The following is a 19270-nucleotide window of genomic DNA, read 5'->3' as shown; positions in this document are numbered from 1 at the left end:
ACAGCTTACTTTGCGGTGACGTAGGTCAGGAACGCTAACGCGATCGTCTGCAGAGCACGAAGGGTTGCTACCGACTGTTGGACACCCGGAGAATCCACATAGAGCATCCCGCTACTGAAAAAGAAATAGACAGCCACGAAATTCTCTAAGATCATCGTACTACCGAACACGGCCAGCCCTGCGGTCATCCCCGATCCGAACGTTCGGTAGTTGCGCACCCAGATGACCGTTAAGATCATCAAGAAGAGCACGTTCACGACCGAGAAGGCGGTCGCGACCAGTATCCAAGTTCCCATCGACCCGGCCATTCACATCGCCTCCAGAACGGTCTCGAACGTCTCTCGATGCTGTTCGAAGCGATCGGTCAGGAAATACAGCTTGCCGTATTCCTCGCCGCCGGATTCGATCACGTCGTGTTCCTGTAACATATCAAGGTGGTGTCTCACGGTGTTGTAATCGACGTCGAGGCACTCTGCAAGTCGATTGGCGTTCCGGGGCCGCTCGTCAAGTGCGGCGATGATCCGCGCACGGTTCTCGCCGCCACGAGTTCCGACGAGAAGATACCAGAGTGCCTTTTCCATCCGTCCCTGACGACGTATCCTACGATTATCAATTCGGTGATCATCAGTTGACCGTCTTTCGTACCCAGCCGGTGGCCCCGCTCGGGAACGAGTCCGACCGGTCTTCCGGCTGGACGGTTCCTGTTCCGTCGGTCGCCCGCACGACGACGTCATGGCTCCCGTCAGGTTCGAACTCGTAGCGCCACTGTCGCCACACATCGTCCCCGGGTAGCGGCTCCGATAGCTCCGCGTTCCGCCAGGTTTCGCCGCCGTCGATCGAAACCTCGACGCGTTCGACGCCACGTGTCCCGGCGTAGGCGTGGCCGGCTATCTCGACGCTTCCGTCTTCGAGTGTGGTGGTACTCCAGAGTTTGGCCACGGTGTTCACCGGGCCGGTTCCGTGCCACCCGCGCTGTTCCCAGTACCCATCCATCTCCTCGTCGAGTAACTCGATCTCGGAGAGCCACTTGACGTTCGTCTCGCCCCAGTGACCGGGGATCAATACGCGAACGGGATGGCCGTGAGACTGTGGGAGTGACTGACCGTTCATCCCCCAGGCAAGGAAGCCATCCTCGAGTGCTTCGATCGGGAACTGGACAAAGTAATCGTCCGCTGCCCGAAGCATCGCACAGCCACACTCGCCCCCGGGATCAGCTTCCTCGAGCAGCGGCTTGATCGGCGTCCCCGTCCAAACGGCGGTGTCCAGTTTCTGTCCGTTGAGATCCTCGCCGACACACCGGAGGGTTACGAAACGACGCTCGGTCGGCATGTCGGTCAGTTCATCGAACGTGACCGTAACGTCCGCCCCGACTTCCCCGGTGATCGTCAGCGACCAGTCCTCGGGGGACAGTTCCGGATCGAACTCCGCGATGTCGACGTTGTAGAACTCCTCAAACGAACTCACGAGGCCTGGAATGTCACCCTCGATACCGAGTGACTTCGCCTCGGCGTCCTGCATGAGCGTGGCGACTTCATCGTCCATTTCCGCTGTACCGCTGTTGTCGGTTTCGGTGTCCCGCAACAACTGCCCGAAGCCAAAAGACGCACCGATGAATGCGAGGGCGCCTGCGCTCGAGGCGAGCACCCGGCGGCGGGACGGATCGTGGGCAGGGGAGAAAAGCGACGTAGATCCGATAGCAGTCCACAGCGTGACGGGGACAGCAGTACCCACCGCGAGTGATGGCTGTGCCGTAATCGAACTGGTAAGGCCCCACGCGAGGACGCCCGCCAGACCGATACCGACCACCGGGCGGTCGAATCGCTGACCGATGTAAAGTCCTAGAATCGCTGTCAACGCGAGCAATCCGATCGCGACGACAAACGAGAGCGCGATGTGCAGGAGATGCCCCGCTTCACCGACGTTCTGAATCACGAAGGTGACGACGCTTCCGGGCGTCAGGCGGACGACTGTGGCGTCTATCGGAGCGACGATGAACCGTGGGGTGTACCCCGCGGCAGCGTACGATCCCGCGACGCCCGTGACTCCAGCGAGGACGGCGAACAGGAGGTCGCTGAACGAAAGGGATTCCAGATCCCGGAGGTACTTGTTCATACTCGTCATCCGGTCCGATATTTAAAGGATGTTTTGCGAATTCCGTCTAGATTTCGTCCCAGTTCGGTGATTTCAGTCGTCTGCTCTCGGAGGAATGCGCTGTCGGATACGGCCGATAGATACACCCGCCATCGGCGAACGTTGTGGATATCGGCCGAATCGTTTCCTGTCAGATATTGGTTATTATCCATCATCGTCCATCGTTTCGTTGTCCATCGACCTATCGTCCATCGACCTATCGTCCATCGACCCATCATCCATCGAACCACCGTCTATCGAATCGTCGTCGTCGCTATCTCCGAGGCCAGAACACCCAGCTAGAGCGACGAGAACGGTGCCACCTGTCAGTGTCACGAACCGTCGGCGTGAGATATCAAACATAACCATCCGGGGCGACACACAGAGATTGAAAATAGATCTTTCTGCTCTACTCAGCTGCTGAGTGCTCTATTGAAAATGCAGGAGGTGAGTCGGATCATAGCGTTTTGGTGAGTTTATTGAGATTGCCGAGAGCGAACAGAAGAACGATCTCACGGAACTGGCGGTACCAGAATCGCGAACGCAGGGCGGTCCTGCGTTCGCTTGACAGTCTTGTACGTCGTTTCTAACAGCTACCGCTGCGTATAGCACTTCGCTCGAATGGGTGCGTTGTTCGCGGTTGTAATTGGTTTTGCCCAGCGGTAGTGGACGAGATACCCGACATCCAGTGCAGCAATCTCGTACTCAGTGCACCATACGCTAATCCCATACTCTACAACATACGCATACGCAAATTCTGTCTGCGGACGCGAGCACCGCTTTTTCGCGGGGCAGTTGACTTAATTCGGTTGGCACACGAGGGTGATAATTCATTCAATAGTAATCCAACGACTAGTTGCCATGTTAGAGTATGGCACGACTTCAACGGCCCGCAACGAAGGAGTCGCTTCGCAGAGTCAAGAGGAACTGACGGCTCTCGTGTCGAATATCGCTGCACAGGCAGCGAAGGCGGCTGTGGAATCAATAGGCGTTACCCAATCAGGGTACCAAGCTGCACTCTCAGGCCAGCCCCTGACGGAAACACAGGCACAACAGGCTCAACAGGCCCAATCACGACAGGCCGGCCGAGTACAGGCACAGCAACAAGCTGGTCAACAGGCTCAGCCAGCGCAAACACAGCAAGCCGAGCAACTACAACCACAACAGCAAACGTCTCAAGCACAGAGCCAACAGGCGTCCCCGTCGTTCAGTCAACAGGCGACATCACCACAACTCTCTGCGTTCGAACAGCAGCAGGCACGGACGCTATCACAGCAGCAATACTCTCCGGCGGTTGACGTGATAGAACGTCCCAATGAGGTGTTGATTTTGGCCGATTTGCCCGGAGTGGACAGTGACTCGATCGACGTTCGAGCGAATGATAGCACTATTTCGCTGTCTGCTGAGCGTATCAGCAGCCACGAAGAAGACCAGCAGGGGGCCCCAGTTATGTCTGAGCGTGGAAAAGTCATGCAAAGACAGATTCAATTGCCCGCTGAGTGTAACGTGGACGACGCGTCCGCAAGCTGGGACAACGGAGTAGTCGAAATCACCCTTCCGAAGACCGAGTCCGAATCACAAAAGCAGATAGGGGTTCAGTGAACCGTAGCAGTCTATCCCTTCTATCCTCTTTTTGATGCTCCGTTGAATAGCGGCGACTTAGTATGCAAGCCGAATGTAAGTCGGTTCATCAGCGGTCGAGCCGTGTGGTTTCAAAATCAGTGTCGCCTTACCGTTGCTTAGAGGTTGCTACTCGACAGGGCAGATACAATAGCGACAGACACGATCGAATCCGGACACAGAAACGGAGCTAAACGACCCACACGAGAACTACGCTCTCTTTGCGCTCGATTGAATAGGCTCCGGCACGGAGTCGGAAATATGGACCCCGCGGTGCTTCGCGACGACATGGTCGACAGCCTCGAACACGAGGCCAAGGCCGTCGTCAGCTCAGAGCAGGTCAGCGCGGCGATGCGGTCGGTACCGCGAGAGCCGTTCGTCGAAGACGAGTCCGTCGCCTACGCCGACCGATCGTTCGAGCGGCTGGGCACCCGCGTGCTCTCGCCGAGCGCGGCCGGCCGGCTGCTCGAGGCGCTCGCGCCCGAGCCCGACGATACCGTTCTCGTCGTCGGGGCGGGCGTCGGCTACACCGCGGCGGTACTGGCGGAACTCACCGAGGAAGCCAACGTCCACGCGATCGACATCACTCGGCGACTGGTCTATGAGGCCCGCTCGAACCTCTCGACCGCTGGGTATCCGGGCGTCCTCGTCGACCGCCGGGACGGCGCCCGCGGGCTGGCCGAGTACGCCCCATACGACCGGATTCTACTGGAGGCGGCGGCCGTCGAGCCGCCGCGGGCGCTCCTCGAACAGCTGGCCGCGGGAGGCCGGCTCGTCATGCCGCTCGGCGGCGGCGGACAGGAGCTCGTCGCCATCGAGGGCGGCGAGCGGGTCGCCGAGTACGGGACCGTCGCCTTCCACCCGATGCTCGTCGAGGGCGAGCAGGCCGACACCGTCGAGCGGAACCGGACCCGACGGGAGGACCGCGAACACGCCCGCCGGGCCGCCGAGCGCCGGAAGGGCTGGGAGCAAAACTGGATCGACTGGGACGGGAAGGTTTAGATATATTTGTGAACTCGATGAGCTTGACACAGTCGCGAAGGGCCAGACTCTAACGCGGCATTCATCCGCTGAACCTGGTAGTTCGTACCATTTTGGCAGTACCGGGTCGTCAGTTCTGACATCATCGACTAGCTCCCGTGGTGTGGTTCTGCGGAAGAGAGTGGTTTTACGCGGAACTCTCCGAATCCATACTTTCGATGGGTACCGACACGAAGAATGCCCTTTTTTGCTGTCTTGATTGGCGTCTCGCCAGCATATCCGACTACCTGTCCGTGGTCGATCGTCTCGAGACGATACGCATCTCGCTGTTTGACGATTTTCTCGACACGACGTCGTAGCCCATCATCGTGATCAACACGCCACCACCACGGAACAGTATCCTCGTCGGCCCTTGGATATTCGCTTGTCAACACGAACGGTGACACGAGTTCAATAAGATACTCGTCGGCATCGTCCAATCGTGAGTAATCCAAGTTCTCCAGATCAATGACTTGTGTGTCCCGTAACCGAGTCAATCCGTAGCCGTAGTTTCGTCGGCCGCCGAACTGGAGGCCATCAACTGCAGCCTCGTCAAGCGGGAGCACATTCGGGTCATCAGCATGCACGTAGGCGTGGAGATACCATGTCGATGTCTGACGGTTTGTGGGGGCGTCATCGAGCTGGCCCATGACCATCTCATGGGCCAATGCTGGGTTCCGGTGTTGAACACGGATGTCGTGTGTGTTGCGGGCGTCGCGTGCCCGACTATCCAACAGCCACGGCTGATCGGGATGGCGAAACAGGAACAGGTCGTCGTATGCTTCGACATCTGATAGTGATGTTCCCATGTAGGGTTTCATCCCACCCTGAGAGTGCTCGTCGGGATAGGTGCCGTACTCGCCGGGGACGAAAATACCGTGGCTGGCGTGCAGGTGCCGACTGACCTCGTAGTCGAGTTCAGCGGCGAGTGCATGGAAGATCGCGTTCCCGCTTACGTAGTAGGGATGGCCGATGTAATCCATCTCCAACTCCCAGAGTAGTTGCTGGATTCGCGTCACGGCGACATCCCCCACTGTTCGAAATCCTCGATGTACTGGAGTGCTGTTGACCAACTCCAGATTCGTCGGAGGTTCGCATCCAGTATCCGATCGTACTCGTTGTGGGCAGTGTCCAGCGGGTGAGCTGTCAGTCGCGTCCATGTAGATGCCCACGATCGCCACGGTCGGCTCCCGAGGCGGGCCCACGGATTGCCATCAGCTTCCGTATCGATCCGTAATGAGAACCGGTCCCCGGTATAGATAGTCCGTAACGTCTCGATTTCGCGTGGAGAATCGACGATCAACAACAGATCCTCGAAGGCGTGTCCATCGCGGTAGTTGTCAAGCAGTGCCGCCACAAGGAGCGTGTGGTACTTCAGACTCGTATACGGATGGTAGACGCTCTCGTTGAAGCCGCTGGCCACATCGGAGGCAAGCCAGGTTCGATGCATCGCATGGGGATCCGAGCCGATTAGCAGACCGCTGATAGCCTCAGAAAGTACCGAACGAGCGAACACGTCTGGATCGTAGGTACTCTCACCGGTCAACAGCGAGAGCCGATAGTGCGTCTCGTGATTATCGACTGTTTTTTTGGGGTCGCCAGACGGCCTGCTCAAGGCCGATGCATCGGCGTCTGCGCCGAGCGGCACGGTCTGGTTGACAGACACACCGTCGAGGGTTTCTGGTGCATTCCTGTGAGATTCTCCGTTGAGTTTGTGGGCATCGTGACGGTAAGCCGTGACCATCACGTTTTGGCTGCCGTCGTCCTCAAAGTCACTGAGTGTTGCATTCTCTGCCATGCTATGGCCCCTCTGAAATACGTTCCGTGAGCGCGTCGACGAAGGCTGGTTGAAACTCAGCTGCCCACTGCTCGTCCTTCTCGTCCATCGCGTTCGTATTGCCCTTTCCGCGGTTGAAGACGCGCTTCAGTTCGCGTTCCTCATAAAGTGGATTGATGAGCGCACACTCGACGATTCCAGCACCGAAGTTCCGCGCACCGCCGAGTTGGTGCATGAAGTCAGTCTTGTGAGCGTCGAAAAAGTCGAGGGCCTCAATGAGAAGCCCGACGAACGCCGGTTTCATCTCTCGAAGTGAGAGATGCCACGTTCCGTCGAGGTTCGCTACAGCATCGATTTCGGCGTTCCGAAGTGGTTTCCGATGATCCTCGTCGTTGCGGCTCACGACGTTACGACTAAGCTGGCGGTAGTGCCCTTCGGCCTGCCCGCGGGTGTAGTCCACGTTCGAGCGGACCGGCGAGAACTGGATTGGACGACGCATCATCTTTCCGGGTATATCACCAAACCCGCCGAAAAGATCAAAAATCACACAGCCCGCGTCGTCTTCGGGATCGTCGATGCACGCACCCTTCTTGTGATATCCATCGTCAAGATCACGCTCGTAGACGTCACTTCGCATGAAGTTCGCGTTCGCCTCGCCAGGGTGGCAGGCCGTCCCGCCGTACTGCTGAACGACGGCTTCCATCCCGTGTCGGAGCCAGCCGGAAAGCGAGAAAGCAGGAATGATCCCGCCGATCTGGTTCTGGGGGTCGTCCGCCTGGTAGTTGCCGTTGCTGGCATGGTGTCTATCGGTCATAATCGAGTCGCCGATGACCAGCAGGTCGGTTTGCAATCTGACGTAGAGATCGGATCCGATCTCGTCAGTCTGCATTGTCCGCCCTCCGTTGTTGATTTGAGGACTCTACGTGCGTCGTGCCGGAGTCTTCAAGTCCGGCGCAGTGTGATTTCTTCATGCTTCGGTCAGGTACCGAAGCGCGGGGTCGGTGTCTCCAGCACCGGCCTCACCTTTGAGGCAGCCCGCACTTCTCACTCTCACCTATATCCTCTGTTCACTTAATAGTTACTTTGTAACATTAAATAGAACATTAAACGTGATTTACTTTGATAGTTCTCCCGAAACTGTAAGTGGAACATGAGCATACTCACCAGTAAGATGGTCAACGAGAACTTCGAACCAAACGAGCGCCAAGAGGCCATCCTTGATGTGCTCAAGGAGAATAGAGAGGAAGAACAGCCATGGGGATACGCGAATCCGAAACGGCTTGAGGAGGAACTCGGCATCCGGCGGCAATACATCAACCGAGCGCTAAACGGCTTGGTTGATGCAGGATGGGTTGAAAAAGTCAATCGAGGACTATACCGATTCGTTGCGGACCCACGAGAGATCTGACTATATGATTTATCAGACAGCAGGGGTTCTACCGAGCTTCTAATCTATTGTTGTATATTAGTTGGGTGGTTTCTGAAATCTCAGGTCAAGAGGGCATAGCGTTCGGCACACAGGATTGTCTCTATTGTTTTGTAGCTGAATTCTCTCGTTAAGATCCGCGTTCGTTTTGATCCCTATCAGGCACTGAATACCGCTTCGGGATCGGCAGGCCCTTCCAGTATGAGGATTCGGTTGGACGGCGCCCTAATCTCAGTTTCGTGGTCTCGGAGGGAAAGACGCGTGAATGACGTCATGTGCTCGGACGACTCTTCGATGACACGCCTCGGATCGTCGATATCGTCTCGAAATCCGAGAACAATAACGCCCATTGCGGGTTCGTACTGGCCGTCAAACAACAGCGCTTCTCCCGCTATTTCGATCTGCTTTCTGGGAAGCCGTGGATTAAGTTCGGAAACGTTCGGATACACGCGGGTGAAAACACCCTGTGGAAGATATTCGACCAAATCCGTGAAGGGTTCAGTAGATCGGTAGTACGGGGTCGTATCCTCGAGACACAGATCGATGAGGTGCCGAACCTTTTGTTTCCCTTCCGGCATATCTGACGGGAACGTTATTAACAGCCACCCGTTTCGCACGGCAGTTACTTGGAGAGAGATTCCGCTCGTTGAGCCGGCATACAGTTCAAATTCCTTGTATGGGTCAAGCTTCTCGAAGGAGAACGACTCAAAACGATCGACTACCGGCTCTTTGTCGAACGCACCGCCGATACAGCGTGTCGAGTTCGTCCAGATATTGAAATGTGTCGACTCTGGTGAGGCACCGGGAGGAGTTTCGATCCAATTCGCAGCAAATCGGCCTTCTGCGTCGCCGAATGCCGCGCTGTGCTGGAGGGCAACGGCTGGTAAGGTACAGGTGAAATGATTCATCGAACTCCCGATCTCGTCCGGATGTGGCGAGAACTGTGCGTACGGTTTCGCCGCGTATTCAGTCCACGCATCCGGGTTTGGATCACTTGCCGAGTCTGGATCGCTCGTCTGTGATTCGGACGTGGTGTCTGTCGTCGAAGCAGGCGTTTCGGAGGTATCCGACTCACCCGAACCGAGACAGCCCGATAAGGTAGGTACCGTTGCCAGACTTGCTGTTCCGACCCGACGCAGTACACGTCGTCGCGTATAGTGCTCTTCGAACATTCACGGGTACTCCTCCCGGTCTCCTATATAAAACGCCGTACAGACAGTACGGCTTCAGAGCTATGGTGTATTCTGTTTCAGGATAGGATAGGGCTCAACAGCGTGCTAAATGCAGGGCGTATATTCATACTGACGGCTAAAGATACGTGTATCTTGAGCCACTTGTCTCTGTATGGCGAACTTGGAAAACGTCTCTGCTGATGATCTCCGAGAAACATTGTCGAAAGTGGACGATGGAGACGCAGTAAAGCGACTGATGGCAGCAATCACGTTCAAGGAGATCGATGAGCTGAGTCAGAAAGGCGCGGCAGAGCTGTACGGGTTTTCGAGCAGTTGGGCCTCGAAATGGTTCCAGCGACTCGAACGGCTCGACGAAGAGCCGTTCGAGGAAGTTGTCTACGGCGAACCACGCGACGGAAAATCACCTGAACTCACAGAGCAAGAGCACGAGCAGTTCATTGAAGCCCTGCATAATCCACCCGAAGAAAGTGGAATCGACGCGCCCGCGTGGTCTGTGCCACTTGCACGCTACTACCTTCGTGAAGAATTCAACGTCGAATACTGCGAGCGTCATGTCCGCCGGCTGATGTCCGAGGCCGGTCTGTCTTGGAAGACAGCCCGGCCGGAGTACTACAAGTCCGACGAGCGTGCGCAGGAAGCCTGGCAGGAAGGGTTCAAAAAAAGCGCAACAATTTGGACGACGAATACACAGTCCTGACCATAGATCAAACGCGTCAGGTTCTCTCGACGCTAATTTATGCGTGGTTTCCAGAGGGAGAGCGCCCGTCACTGTCAGTGACGGGCAAGTGGGACAGTATCAAATTGCTTGGTGCGGTGAGTGATGCTGGTGAAACGTTCTTTCTGCCCTGTGAGGAGAACTTCAACAGCGACACCACAATTCGATTGCTAGATGCTCTCCAGACTGAATTCGGCGAGAAAATCTGTGTTGTCCTGGATAACGCGTCGTATTTCACAGCCAACGCAGTGCAGGAGTTCGTTGAAGACACACCAATCGAACTGTGTTACCTTCCGCGGGGTTCACCGGAGCTGAACCCCACGGAAGAGTGCTGGAGAAAGCTCAATCAAGCTCTCGGTAATCGACTGTTTGAGAATCTTGACAAGCTGCAGGATGCTGCTCTCTCAGCACTCGACAATCTCGAGCCTCCACAACTATCCGCGTATCTATGTCCGTGAGTATCACCACGGGAGCCACGATCGCTCTTCGGAGGAATCGGTATTATGCTTGCTATCGAATTCCGCTTTCAGTTCACGACGTCGCTCGCGCTCGGCCTCAAGTTCCGTTTCCAGCTGGTCGATTTCATCGATCGCATTCTGAAGTTTCGATTCGAGTTCTTCGATTCGGCGTAGATGATCAGCCTCACGCCGTTGTGCCGCCCGGAGAGACGTCGCTGTCGGGGGGGCAGTTCCGACGTCCGTATTGGCTGTCTGGTTGCTCGGTGCATCCCTCTCTGACGCCTCTGTCGGTTCGTAGAACTCGTCAGTCCCGGCGATTGCCCGTTCGATCGTCTTCTCGCCGTAGGTGCTGCCGTCCGCGAAGTGCCGTTCGTCCCACTTCTCACGACACAGCCCAGAATCACGGAACAGCCGATCCATCTGGGCAGCGTCACCGCCCGTCCAGAACGCCAGCAATGCACACAGCGCCATGTCTGCCTCTGAGTGGCTCTCGTAGCCGGCTGTACTCCCTCGCCACAGGCGGGCGAACTTCTCACCGTTGGCGGCGTTTTTCGCCCGTTTGATGAGGTCCTGATCGGAGAGTGACGAGCCCGGCGTTGCGTCAGTCTCTGTCCGGCCGATCGTGGTCTTCTCGCCGTTGCTTCCCTCTGTCGACGCCTCGGAGTCGTCTTCACGCAGATACTCGCTGTGAACGGCTTCGAGTGCCTCCGTTCGCGATTCGACGGTCATCGGTGTGCCATCGACGTGGTCGCCGGTGACGGTAAAAAAGCGAGCCGTCTCGTAGCATTCGATATCGCCCTTCCGGTTTCGATCATCCGGAAGTGAACCATCGACGAGGACGTGATAGCCGGTTCCCGAGGGGCTGATTTCAGTGAATGACTCAAGCCGATCGATGATATCTGTCGCCCACTCACGAGTCTTCCCGGTTTCGGGGATCCGGCAGTCATCGAGATTAACGCCGACAATCGGGTCCTCATCAGTAAAGACGAATCCAATGCCGTCGGCAGACCTGTTTCGAGCCCGATCAGTTGCTGTCTCGAAGTCGCTCCAGGTCGCCGAATCCGTCGTCGACGCGAAGCTTCCAGAGTTGGGATCGACCGGCACTTTTGTTATTTTTCCATCCCGCTCTTCGGCTCGCCAACAGAGCCATTGATCGCGGGTCGTCAACGCCGCCGGCAGATCGGATTCAGTGGGAAGTGACTCGGACATCAAGTAGTGTACTCTGGTCCCGTTCTCCGAAATAAATGATCGGGTGGATTAACGCGTACGACTCTACGAAAAGCGAGATCAACCACCGTCTCAAAGTCACTCTAAGTCTCCGAATTCGTTGTCAAGGTGAAGTCCCTCACCGGAGATCAATTAGCTATTTATCATTCTTCTGTTACTGTCTTTAGCCCATCAATAGAGCCGCTAATCGCGGATCATCAGCGCCGGTAGCAGGTCAGATTTAGAGGGAAGTGACTCTGATATCTATTATTAATTTCTCGTATTTGAGCATGTATTAAAAGTCGAGGTCATTTCAGATCGTACACCCACTCAAAACACAAATCAGCCGTGTACACAGAATGAAAATGGGTTTATCGGCAGTTTACACCCATACTATTCTCCGCAGTGTGGCCTGTTTCGCGGTGGCTGATCGACGACATACCGGATTCACCCGGTCGTAGCCCGCCAAAACACCCCCATTCGTTTCAACTGGAACGCCGAAAGAGGCAAAAAACCGCCAGAATTCGGGCGATTTAGACAGTCGATTATCGAAGCGTGTTTCGTCGGCTCGAAGCAGGTTTTCGAGATCGCTCAGATGCCGGTACATCCCCGCGTTGGTGGGGTGTATCCGTCAAATCGGAGTTTCAAAAGTTCGAATTTCGGCCCTCGTTTCAACAATATCATTCCGCGTTCGAATCCGAATGTCAGGAGTAAAGACGCTAAAACTGCCCATCTACTCCATCCGGTTCGATCAGCAGGGGGCTGTTCGATCGAAACTACCCACGAGACCGTCCGGGGATCTGATCACGGTGCATTACTGCGGAGATTTCGATGAGTGTACACTGCCGTTACACCGGAGTAAACAGGTTGAAACCACCGAACCATGCTCAAGACGAGGTGTATTTTCGAGGTGTACACTCATCTCAGAGTGGGAACCGGCCGATCGATTCGAACAGTGTTGGCTGGCCTCGGTGGGTCGTCACTCAAGCACTGACTCGTTAACACGAACGAGCGTTCAGCCGGAACCAAGATAAGCGGCAGGTTGGGACGGGCTCCATCGACAGTCAGCGCCGATAACATAACAGACCAAACATGAATCATTCGAGCGGGTCGGACGTCATTCAGCTGACTCGCTACCTGCGGGACTAACTCTAGTCCCCCATTAAATCCGATACTTCCGGTAGCTGATCGCGGCCGTTATGGACGGAGGTCACAGCCGATACCAAGATGTAAAACTAGAGCGCCGCCCCGAGCGTGACGGCGTACCGCTCGTCCCAAGCCTGATTGTAGATCTTGTTCCGTATGAACGTCCCGACGAAACACCAGAAGTACCGATCTATCGGTCGTCAACGCTGAGAAGGCCCCTTATTCAGTTCTGCTTACCACTTCGCCTACCGGATTCCCCCAAGAACAGAATCCCGGAGGTATGTGAACGTGTAGATCTCGGTCAACCCTGATGTATCGATGCTGAGCCGCTGGGGCGGCGAACTCCGACTATACGTTTTCTCGACGCGGGGATCCCCATCCAGTGGCTCGTTCAATGCCTCTAGAACGTCGTGTGCCGCGTCGCGGTTGTTGACGATCCAGATCGCCGCTTCAGGTTCCTGTGCGGCCATCTTGTCGAAATCCTCCGGAACCGCCTCTCTTGTGTCATGGTTCGAGCGTTCGGCTTCAAGCGCGACGACAACCTCCCCATCGGCGTCGAGCCCCGCCAGGTCCAACCGGCCCTCCTCAGTCTCGTGATAGGGACTCACCTCGACGACCGACGAGTTGGGATCCTCGAGGAACGTCTCCTCGAGATACCGCTCGCCGAGTGCGACCATCGCGACGTGGAAACTCGATTCGCTCAGATCGCCCACACCGTCGCCGTGAGCGACGCCCTCTCGATGTCTTATCTTCGCCTCCGATCGACCCTCCGGCGTCACTGTGTACAGCACGTGCGGGTACTGACAGTCCTTTCTCAGGAGGCCGTCGTCCAGCAGTTCGTCGACCGCGGGCTTCTCGATGCCGACGTACTCGCGCAACTGGATCATGCTATCAGTAAGAAGGTCATACTCTAACTCCGGATCGAACCGCCGCTGGTGGGCGGCATAGACTGCGTGTAAAAATCGCAACTGAGCGTCGGTACACCGGCTCTGAATCCGCTCGTCACGGGAGAGCTTCAGGTTCACCCCACACACCGGGATGTCGTCCCGATCGACCGACGCGAGCTCGTGACAGCACTCGATCGCCCGCTCGATGCCCTCCCGGGTGGGATCGTATCGGGACTCACAGCTCGAACAGCACAATGCATGGCGATCCCCGTCGTACTCGAGCATCTCCGGCAGCCGCTTCGTGTGCGGCAACAGCGAGCCCACAGGTGCGCTCGAGTCGGACGATGGCTCTCCCGTGGGCTCGTCTCCGTTCGTCGCCTCGGGCGTCGCTGTCGGCCGCTGTGTCGGCGCGAGATCGATCCCGTGTTCGAGGCGCGAGCGATCCCGGACCACGTCGAAGGCGGCTTCGAACGCCGTCTGCTTGGCGGCCGACAGCGAAGTCTCGTGATCCGGGTGTCCGGCTGGAATGGGCGCACTCTCCACCCGAAACGGTCGAGGTTCAGCCGTCCCGAACGCCGAGGGCAACGAGACGAACCACTGACCCCGCTCGAGTGCGCGTAGTCGATTTGCAACCTCTTCAGGTGGCATGTCCTCGGTCGCCAACCGTTTTTTCAGGTCCGGATCGACCGCGACGTTTCCGGAGACGACCGTCGAGACGTTGTTCAACACCTCGGCATAGGCTTCATTGTCGGCCTGTCTGAGTTGCCCAGGGAACTGCATCGCGAGCGTCATCGAAAGCCCGAACGAGCGCGATTGGGAGAGCAACTCCGAGACGAGCCCCGATCGGGCGATCTCGGCAGCCTCCTCGAGATACAGGTTCACGAGCGGCGGCTCTGCAGTTTCATCACCCCCTTCCGCTCGCCGCCGGAGCGCACTCCACAGCTGTGAGAGCAACACAAGCGAGATGGCTCGTCGGCTCTCGGGACGGAGCCCGCCCGTATCGAAAATCACGGCGGCATCCTCGTCGATCACTTCCCGGAAATCGAACTGGGGGTCGTCCTCTCCGGGGACGTGATTGAACAGCCGGCCGAGCCGGTCGTCGAGGGGGACCTTCTCGATCCGGTTGGCGACGCCTTGTAATAGTTCATCGAAGGAGCGTTTGCTGTTTGAGACGACGCCCGACAGCATCTGCTGGAGGTCGGGATCGGTCACCGGTGGGGCGTCACGGGTTTCCCGCATCCGGGTTGTGGCCTCCTGAAGCGTCCGATGGGTGTAGGCATCGTCGCCGTGGACGGGATCGAACAGCGCCTTCACGAGATACCGGATGATATCGGGCGAGCGCACCGCCTGCTCGAAGCGCTCTTCGCCCATGATGCCGACCAGCATCTCGATGTAGTGATCGGTTACATCCTCGACGGCGGTCGTGCGATCGACCCCGTCGGCGAGCTGCTCACGAATATCGAAAAACGAGGTGGCGGGTAGCGTCTCCGTACAATCGAAATAATAGACGTCGTCGAGCGAACCGTATTCTTCGTAGTGAGCACGGAGATACTCGATTGGCATGCCGTCGCCCTTCGGGTCGATGAGGATGTCGGCGCCGTCCGTCGCCGCGTGATTGTCGAGCATCGCGTTGATGAGCGCGGTCGATTTCCCCGAGCCGGTCTTGCCGAACCACGCGGCGTGTAACGGTTGTAATGAGGGCGGAAGCGACACGGCGCTGTCGGCAGTCTGACCGTCGCTTGTCAGTGGATACCCGAGCAGCATGCCCGAATCGTACTGGGTGAGGACCGACTCGTCGGGCCGGGGAACGTTCGTCTGCTCTTGGGGTGTCGCTTCGAGGGCGCGTCGCCCGTCAGAGCTCACCGACGCTCCGTCGAACAGACAGAAGTTCGGTGCGGTAAGGGGATCGGTGACGATCTCGTGATCGAAATTCCCGGTGATTGGTAGTCGGGCTGTCAAACGCGACGTGAGCGATGGCTCTTCGTGGACGGCTGCGTGTTCGAGGCGGTCCGTGATCTCGTCGACCCGATCGTCGTCCCGTCGCACCGTCGTGTCAATCCCGTAAAAGCGCCCTTCGATCGGCCGGAACGCTGACCCGACCGCTGACAGCACCGCGGGGGCGTCCTCGCCAGTCGCGATGGCGCGGGCGTACACCGAGAAGGACTGTTCGGGCTGTGTGTCTTCGATCGAGTGAATGCGAGCCGTCGCACTCGGGCTGGCGTCCTCGATCGTCGCGTCGTACTCGTAGGTGTCGAAGAGGAAGTTGAAGAACCGTTGGCTCGGCGTATCCTCGCCCTGTTTGAGCTGGAGCGTTCGGGTTTTGGCGTCGGCCCGCCAGTTTTGTTTCGGCGTGAGGATCGCCTGATAGACGACGGATGCGTCCGTCTCTGCGATCGTGTCGACGACGGCTGCGAGCGGATACTCGACGCGTTCTGGATGGCCATCGTAGACGGGGCGAAGCCGTGTTTGCCAGTCCTCACGGCGGTCGCCACGGCCGCGGAACTCGAGTGCGGCGGAGGGGTTTTCGGGAAGTTCCGGCGGGGTTTCATGTTCGAGTTCGGTTCCCTCGGGGAAGATGCGTGACAACGTTCGATCGAGCGTCCGGAACTGTCGGTCGGTCGTACCGAAATAATACGCGACGGTATTGGCTGTGGCGACAATACGTATCTCGATGCGGGTCTCGAAGCCGATCGAGTGAAGGCGTGTAAACGCGGATTCGAGGGTGGCGGGATCGAGTTGGGCAGTGTCCAGGGAGACTTTGAGATACGAATCGAGTGAACTCGATTGGGGAGTCGTTGTTGACATGGTAACGGTAGCTGATCAGAGGTATTCGCACGCGTTCTCGATCTGCTGGCTGACTGCCGTTGACGAGGAATTCAGTGTGGTTTCGGCGTGGTCACTGCGTCTATCGCCGCTGACAGCCGTGTGGACACATTCCAATGCCTTGCAGTGGCCTGTCGCTCCGACAGCCGGGTGTGTTCCGGGACACGCTGATCGTTTTCGTCTTGCATTGTGCATTCCACGGAGGGATGGCCTCGAATTCGTATTTAAAATCGAGTGTAGTGTCCACCGGCAGGCGAGCGGTGTTTCTAAACTTCTCTAATGCGTTCTTTTGATGGAAACTTTTCCTGCCGGATCCGAGCGTTCCGATGACCAGATCAGTGTCGGCACCGGCACTCGTGAGAGACTCTTGCGAAATCCTTGATGTAGTCGTGGATGATCACCGCGAGCTCGAACATCGCATCGGCCTGCTGGGTAGCCGCGACTGTATCGCGGTAGTACGCCGCTGCGCGATTGTCGCGATAGAGCTGCTTCAGCCGTAGTGCAGTCTCTTCCGTGACGAGGTTCAGCTCGGCACCGCGGTCATAGGCGCGGTCGTGCCCCTCGCGGAAGTCGTCGATTGTGTCGTTCGACGCGGCGAGCGCGTAGAACTCGAGGGTGCGCTCGATGGCTGCAAACGACATCTCGATGACGCTTGTGTGGTAGCCATCGTGATCGCGGAGCAGTCGACACGCGTCCAGCAGGCGGCACGCCTTCCGTAGCTGGATCACGTCGGCATCATGTTCGTCCGGATCGAGCCCCTCCTCGTAATCTGGTCGGCCCAGTTGTCCGCTGAACGCGTCCTCAGCCCGGTTAATGGCTTCAGCAAGATCGTCGGGCTCGTCAGGCATCACTCATCACCTCGTGTTTGAGATCGCGGAGCGTGTCACTGTCCCCTAGCGTGATCGCGTCGGCGAAAACGTCTTCGAGACGGTCACCGTGGCTGTGTGCCGACTCCGGCGTCTCGACGAGGATTTGGAACTCGTAGCGGTCACCATCAAACTGCTTTTGCCCGAGTACCTTCGCGAGTTCGTTGGCGCGGTGCTGGTCGGCGCGGTCGCCAGCGAGTACCCAGAGGTCGATATCGCTCTGGCGGTCAGCCTGTCCGCGGGCGACGCTGCCGAACACGAGAACGCCATGAACCTCATCCAGTTCGTCACGGATTTGATCGAGTGCCGCGCGGACGGGCCGATGGAACTCCGGCTGCGGGATGCGCAAGACCGGATCGTCGGGCTTTGTCACTCGGGTGCGGTTGATACCGACGAGCCGGCGGTTGCCCTCAGCCTCGATGACGACCAGCCCGTTGGCTTCGAGGACATCGACGGCCCGCTTGACCGACTGGGCCGCGTTGTCGGTAAGTCGGCTCAATGCCCGGATCGTGAACTGTTCGTAGGGGTTATCGAGCAGCAGTTGGAGAAGGTCGTCGGTGGCCGTGTGACGGAACAAGTTGGGATCTGGCGTCGGAATTGGTAACCCGACGGTGGCTTGCTCCATCTTGTGGGCCCCGTCTTTTTGTCTCGTCATACGATACGTGTCTCGTTTCACGAGACAATAATCTTCGGGTGGTATTTACCTAGATGGTGACTGGACGCTTGAGCTATCTGAACACTGCCCTCCCGTACTCCCCGCGAGGATTTAAATCAGAAAACGAGACCAGCCTTGCTCACAGCGATGGACGAAATTGACACACCGATCACACGACGACAAGCGCTTACCGGTATCGTCGCCGCCGGATCGTCGCTTGCTGGGTGTAGTTCCGTAATCAGCAAGGCTGAACACGATAATACCTCCTCGACGAACAGTACGTCCGATGAAGAACGACAACAGCACGAGATATCGAACCCACTGGACGTAGCCGAAACAAATCTCAGAACCGCTTTCGAGATGCTCAACGAGATAACGGTCATCGAAGACGACGAAATCATCTACGTAGACACGGAACAGGACCCAGACTGGCTGGATATCAGCGACAAATCTGAGAAAGTTAAAGCTGCGCTTGAGACGGCCAGCGAGGAATACGATACCGACACAAAACGCTTCACGCGACTTGAACTCGGAGCGACTCTCTTGGAACATAGATTCACCTCCTACAGTATGATCGATACCGTCGAGAGTCGCACATCTCTTTATATTCAGTCGATCAGATTCGTGCAACTCAATGGAGCTATTGGTGATATCGACAAGCTGTCCAAGTACGTCGAATGGATCACGGAAGCAGGAAACAAAGTGCTTGAGGCGATCGAAAAAATCGAAACCCACGGGATCGATCCACCCGAATACTATAATCTTGACCGGGCTGCCACTGAGAGCGCCGTATTCGCGAACTTCAAGGACCTCATGACACCGTGGCTCAACGGGCTCAAAGAGTGGCCGAATGCACTGTTGTGGGGTTCCGACGGCACGCGTGATACCGATCTCCAGTCAGCGATAGATGCCTATGAAAACGCGATCGATCATGTGACTGCCGCTCAGGCATACTTCGATAAACGAGATCGCCGTCCTCCCGTGTACAGAGAGCCAATCAGTCACGCATCATGTCAGCTCCCGACACTTCTGAAAACGTATCGAACCGCTAAGATGGCCCTCGAACACCGACGTGATGGAGACGAGGAAACTGCCAGACAACTCCTCGAGGAGGCCCACAGGCTGGCCGACAACTACCGAGAGGGATGTGATCCCGGCAATGCGGCGCTGGTTCCATCGATCGAGTAACTAATTAGCCACAATTACCGAACGTGGTGCGGTTACAGCAAGCGTAGATCCTTTTCGGCATGCTGAGTGTAGCTTCAGATTTTTACTCACTAGCTTAAGCTCTCTGAGCGCGTATCTACAGCAATGGGACGAAAACAGCACGTTGTCAATCTCTCTGCTG

General features: G+C 57.1%; 17 protein-coding genes. 5 read left to right on the top strand and 12 right to left on the bottom strand.

The window, feature by feature from the left end:
* Window positions 1-5: 5 nt before the first annotated feature.
* The 4 genes from KM295_RS13460 to KM295_RS13445 form a co-directional block, all read right to left on the bottom strand.
* Complete coding sequence (locus tag KM295_RS13460; protein ID WP_256030479.1) at window positions 6-296, bottom strand: DUF8036 family membrane protein; 291 nt, start codon at window positions 294-296, stop codon at window positions 6-8.
* Between the two features lie 12 nt (window positions 297-308).
* The gene (locus KM295_RS13455) at window positions 309-581 is read right to left on the bottom strand and encodes an ArsR/SmtB family transcription factor (RefSeq protein ID WP_256030477.1); all 273 of its coding nucleotides are present in this window, start codon (window positions 579-581) and stop codon (window positions 309-311) included.
* Window positions 582-624: 43 nt separating this feature from the next.
* Window positions 625-2112 carry a molybdopterin-dependent oxidoreductase gene (locus KM295_RS13450; RefSeq protein ID WP_256030476.1) on the bottom strand — a complete coding sequence of 496 codons (1488 nt, stop codon included), beginning with the start codon at window positions 2110-2112 and terminating at the stop codon, window positions 625-627.
* A gap of 183 nt (window positions 2113-2295) precedes the next feature.
* Entirely contained in the window at window positions 2296-2466 is a 171-nt protein-coding gene (locus KM295_RS13445; RefSeq protein ID WP_256030475.1) for a hypothetical protein, read from the bottom strand.
* Window positions 2467-2991: 525 nt separating this feature from the next.
* Between KM295_RS13445 and KM295_RS13440 the strand changes: the two genes are divergently transcribed.
* Window positions 2992-3732: an Hsp20/alpha crystallin family protein gene (locus KM295_RS13440; RefSeq protein ID WP_256030474.1), complete on the top strand. Its 741-nt coding sequence runs from the start codon at window positions 2992-2994 to the stop codon at window positions 3730-3732.
* 279 nt (window positions 3733-4011) lie between these two features.
* Window positions 4012-4752 (top strand): protein-L-isoaspartate O-methyltransferase family protein, encoded by a 741-nt coding sequence (locus tag KM295_RS13435; protein WP_256030473.1) that lies wholly within the window; start codon window positions 4012-4014, stop codon window positions 4750-4752.
* A 128-nt stretch (window positions 4753-4880) separates the two neighbouring features.
* Here the strand turns inward: KM295_RS13435 and KM295_RS13430 are convergent, their stop codons facing one another.
* The 3 genes from KM295_RS13430 to KM295_RS13420 are packed head-to-tail and all read right to left on the bottom strand — an operon-like array spanning window position 4881 to window position 7436.
* Complete coding sequence (locus KM295_RS13430; RefSeq protein WP_418904805.1) at window positions 4881-5789, bottom strand: hypothetical protein; 909 nt, start codon at window positions 5787-5789, stop codon at window positions 4881-4883.
* Window positions 5786-6568 carry a DUF8168 family protein gene (locus tag KM295_RS13425; RefSeq protein ID WP_256030471.1) on the bottom strand — a complete coding sequence of 261 codons (783 nt, stop codon included), beginning with the start codon at window positions 6566-6568 and terminating at the stop codon, window positions 5786-5788. The genes KM295_RS13430 and KM295_RS13425 overlap by 4 nt, the downstream gene beginning before the upstream one ends.
* 1 nt (window position 6569) lies before the next feature.
* On the bottom strand, window positions 6570-7436 hold the full coding sequence (locus KM295_RS13420) for a hypothetical protein (protein WP_256030470.1): 867 nt from the start codon (window positions 7434-7436) through the stop codon (window positions 6570-6572).
* A gap of 261 nt (window positions 7437-7697) precedes the next feature.
* Between KM295_RS13420 and KM295_RS13415 the strand changes: the two genes are divergently transcribed.
* Window positions 7698-7955 carry a MarR family transcriptional regulator gene (locus tag KM295_RS13415; protein ID WP_256030469.1) on the top strand — a complete coding sequence of 86 codons (258 nt, stop codon included), beginning with the start codon at window positions 7698-7700 and terminating at the stop codon, window positions 7953-7955.
* A gap of 176 nt (window positions 7956-8131) precedes the next feature.
* On the opposite strand, the gene KM295_RS13410 is transcribed toward KM295_RS13415, so the two are convergent.
* Window positions 8132-9145, bottom strand: a complete 1014-nt coding sequence (locus KM295_RS13410) for a hypothetical protein (protein WP_256030468.1) — start codon at window positions 9143-9145, stop codon at window positions 8132-8134.
* 172 nt (window positions 9146-9317) lie between these two features.
* Between KM295_RS13410 and KM295_RS13405 the strand changes: the two genes are divergently transcribed.
* A protein-coding gene (locus tag KM295_RS13405; RefSeq protein ID WP_256030467.1) for an IS630 family transposase occupies window positions 9318-10339 on the top strand; the annotation gives its coding sequence in 2 pieces (ribosomal slippage) (window positions 9318-9822 and window positions 9822-10339; 1023 coding nt in all).
* Window positions 10340-10342: 3 nt separating this feature from the next.
* On the opposite strand, the gene KM295_RS13400 is transcribed toward KM295_RS13405, so the two are convergent.
* From KM295_RS13400 to KM295_RS13385, 4 genes are all read right to left on the bottom strand, one after another.
* Window positions 10343-11548 (bottom strand): phage NrS-1 polymerase family protein, encoded by a 1206-nt coding sequence (locus tag KM295_RS13400; RefSeq protein ID WP_256030466.1) that lies wholly within the window; start codon window positions 11546-11548, stop codon window positions 10343-10345.
* A 1388-nt stretch (window positions 11549-12936) separates the two neighbouring features.
* A complete protein-coding gene (locus KM295_RS13395) occupies window positions 12937-16383 on the bottom strand; it encodes a type IV secretory system conjugative DNA transfer family protein (RefSeq protein ID WP_256030465.1) in 3447 nt (1148 codons plus the stop codon).
* 353 nt (window positions 16384-16736) lie between these two features.
* On the bottom strand, window positions 16737-17249 hold the full coding sequence (locus KM295_RS13390; RefSeq protein ID WP_256030464.1) for a DUF8154 family protein: 513 nt from the start codon (window positions 17247-17249) through the stop codon (window positions 16737-16739).
* A complete protein-coding gene (locus KM295_RS13385) occupies window positions 17242-17922 on the bottom strand; it encodes a nucleotidyltransferase domain-containing protein (protein ID WP_256030463.1) in 681 nt (226 codons plus the stop codon). The genes KM295_RS13390 and KM295_RS13385 overlap by 8 nt, the downstream gene beginning before the upstream one ends.
* 147 nt (window positions 17923-18069) lie before the next feature.
* On the opposite strand from KM295_RS13385, the gene KM295_RS13380 reads away from it, so the two are divergent.
* The gene (locus KM295_RS13380; protein ID WP_256030462.1) at window positions 18070-19110 is read left to right on the top strand and encodes a hypothetical protein; all 1041 of its coding nucleotides are present in this window, start codon (window positions 18070-18072) and stop codon (window positions 19108-19110) included.
* Window positions 19111-19270: the final 160 nt, after the last annotated feature.

Source organism: Natronomonas aquatica (assembly GCF_024449025.1).
GTDB lineage: Archaea > Halobacteriota > Halobacteria > Halobacteriales > Haloarculaceae > Natronomonas > Natronomonas aquatica.
This window is presented reverse-complemented; position numbering and strand designations above follow the sequence as displayed.

Excerpts from the sequence above, each read along its gene's own strand:
- KM295_RS13385 (WP_256030463.1), bottom strand. The coding sequence starts at position 17,922 with ATGACGAGACAAAAAGACGGGGCCCACAAGATGGAGCAAGCCACCGTC.
- KM295_RS13460 (WP_256030479.1), bottom strand. The coding sequence starts at position 296 with ATGGGAACTTGGATACTGGTCGCGACCGCCTTCTCGGTCGTGAACGTG.
- KM295_RS13455 (WP_256030477.1), bottom strand. The coding sequence starts at position 581 with ATGGAAAAGGCACTCTGGTATCTTCTCGTCGGAACTCGTGGCGGCGAG.
- KM295_RS13410 (WP_256030468.1), bottom strand. The coding sequence starts at position 9,145 with ATGTTCGAAGAGCACTATACGCGACGACGTGTACTGCGTCGGGTCGGA.
- KM295_RS13400 (WP_256030466.1), bottom strand. The coding sequence starts at position 11,548 with ATGTCCGAGTCACTTCCCACTGAATCCGATCTGCCGGCGGCGTTGACG.
- KM295_RS13450 (WP_256030476.1), bottom strand. The coding sequence starts at position 2,112 with ATGAACAAGTACCTCCGGGATCTGGAATCCCTTTCGTTCAGCGACCTC.
- KM295_RS13390 (WP_256030464.1), bottom strand. The coding sequence starts at position 17,249 with ATGCCTGACGAGCCCGACGATCTTGCTGAAGCCATTAACCGGGCTGAG.
- KM295_RS13425 (WP_256030471.1), bottom strand. The coding sequence starts at position 6,568 with ATGGCAGAGAATGCAACACTCAGTGACTTTGAGGACGACGGCAGCCAA.
- KM295_RS13415 (WP_256030469.1), top strand. The coding sequence starts at position 7,698 with ATGAGCATACTCACCAGTAAGATGGTCAACGAGAACTTCGAACCAAAC.
- KM295_RS13435 (WP_256030473.1), top strand. The coding sequence starts at position 4,012 with ATGGACCCCGCGGTGCTTCGCGACGACATGGTCGACAGCCTCGAACAC.
- KM295_RS13395 (WP_256030465.1), bottom strand. The coding sequence starts at position 16,383 with ATGTCAACAACGACTCCCCAATCGAGTTCACTCGATTCGTATCTCAAA.
- KM295_RS13440 (WP_256030474.1), top strand. The coding sequence starts at position 2,992 with ATGTTAGAGTATGGCACGACTTCAACGGCCCGCAACGAAGGAGTCGCT.
- KM295_RS13420 (WP_256030470.1), bottom strand. The coding sequence starts at position 7,436 with ATGCAGACTGACGAGATCGGATCCGATCTCTACGTCAGATTGCAAACC.
- KM295_RS13380 (WP_256030462.1), top strand. The coding sequence starts at position 18,070 with ATGGACGAAATTGACACACCGATCACACGACGACAAGCGCTTACCGGT.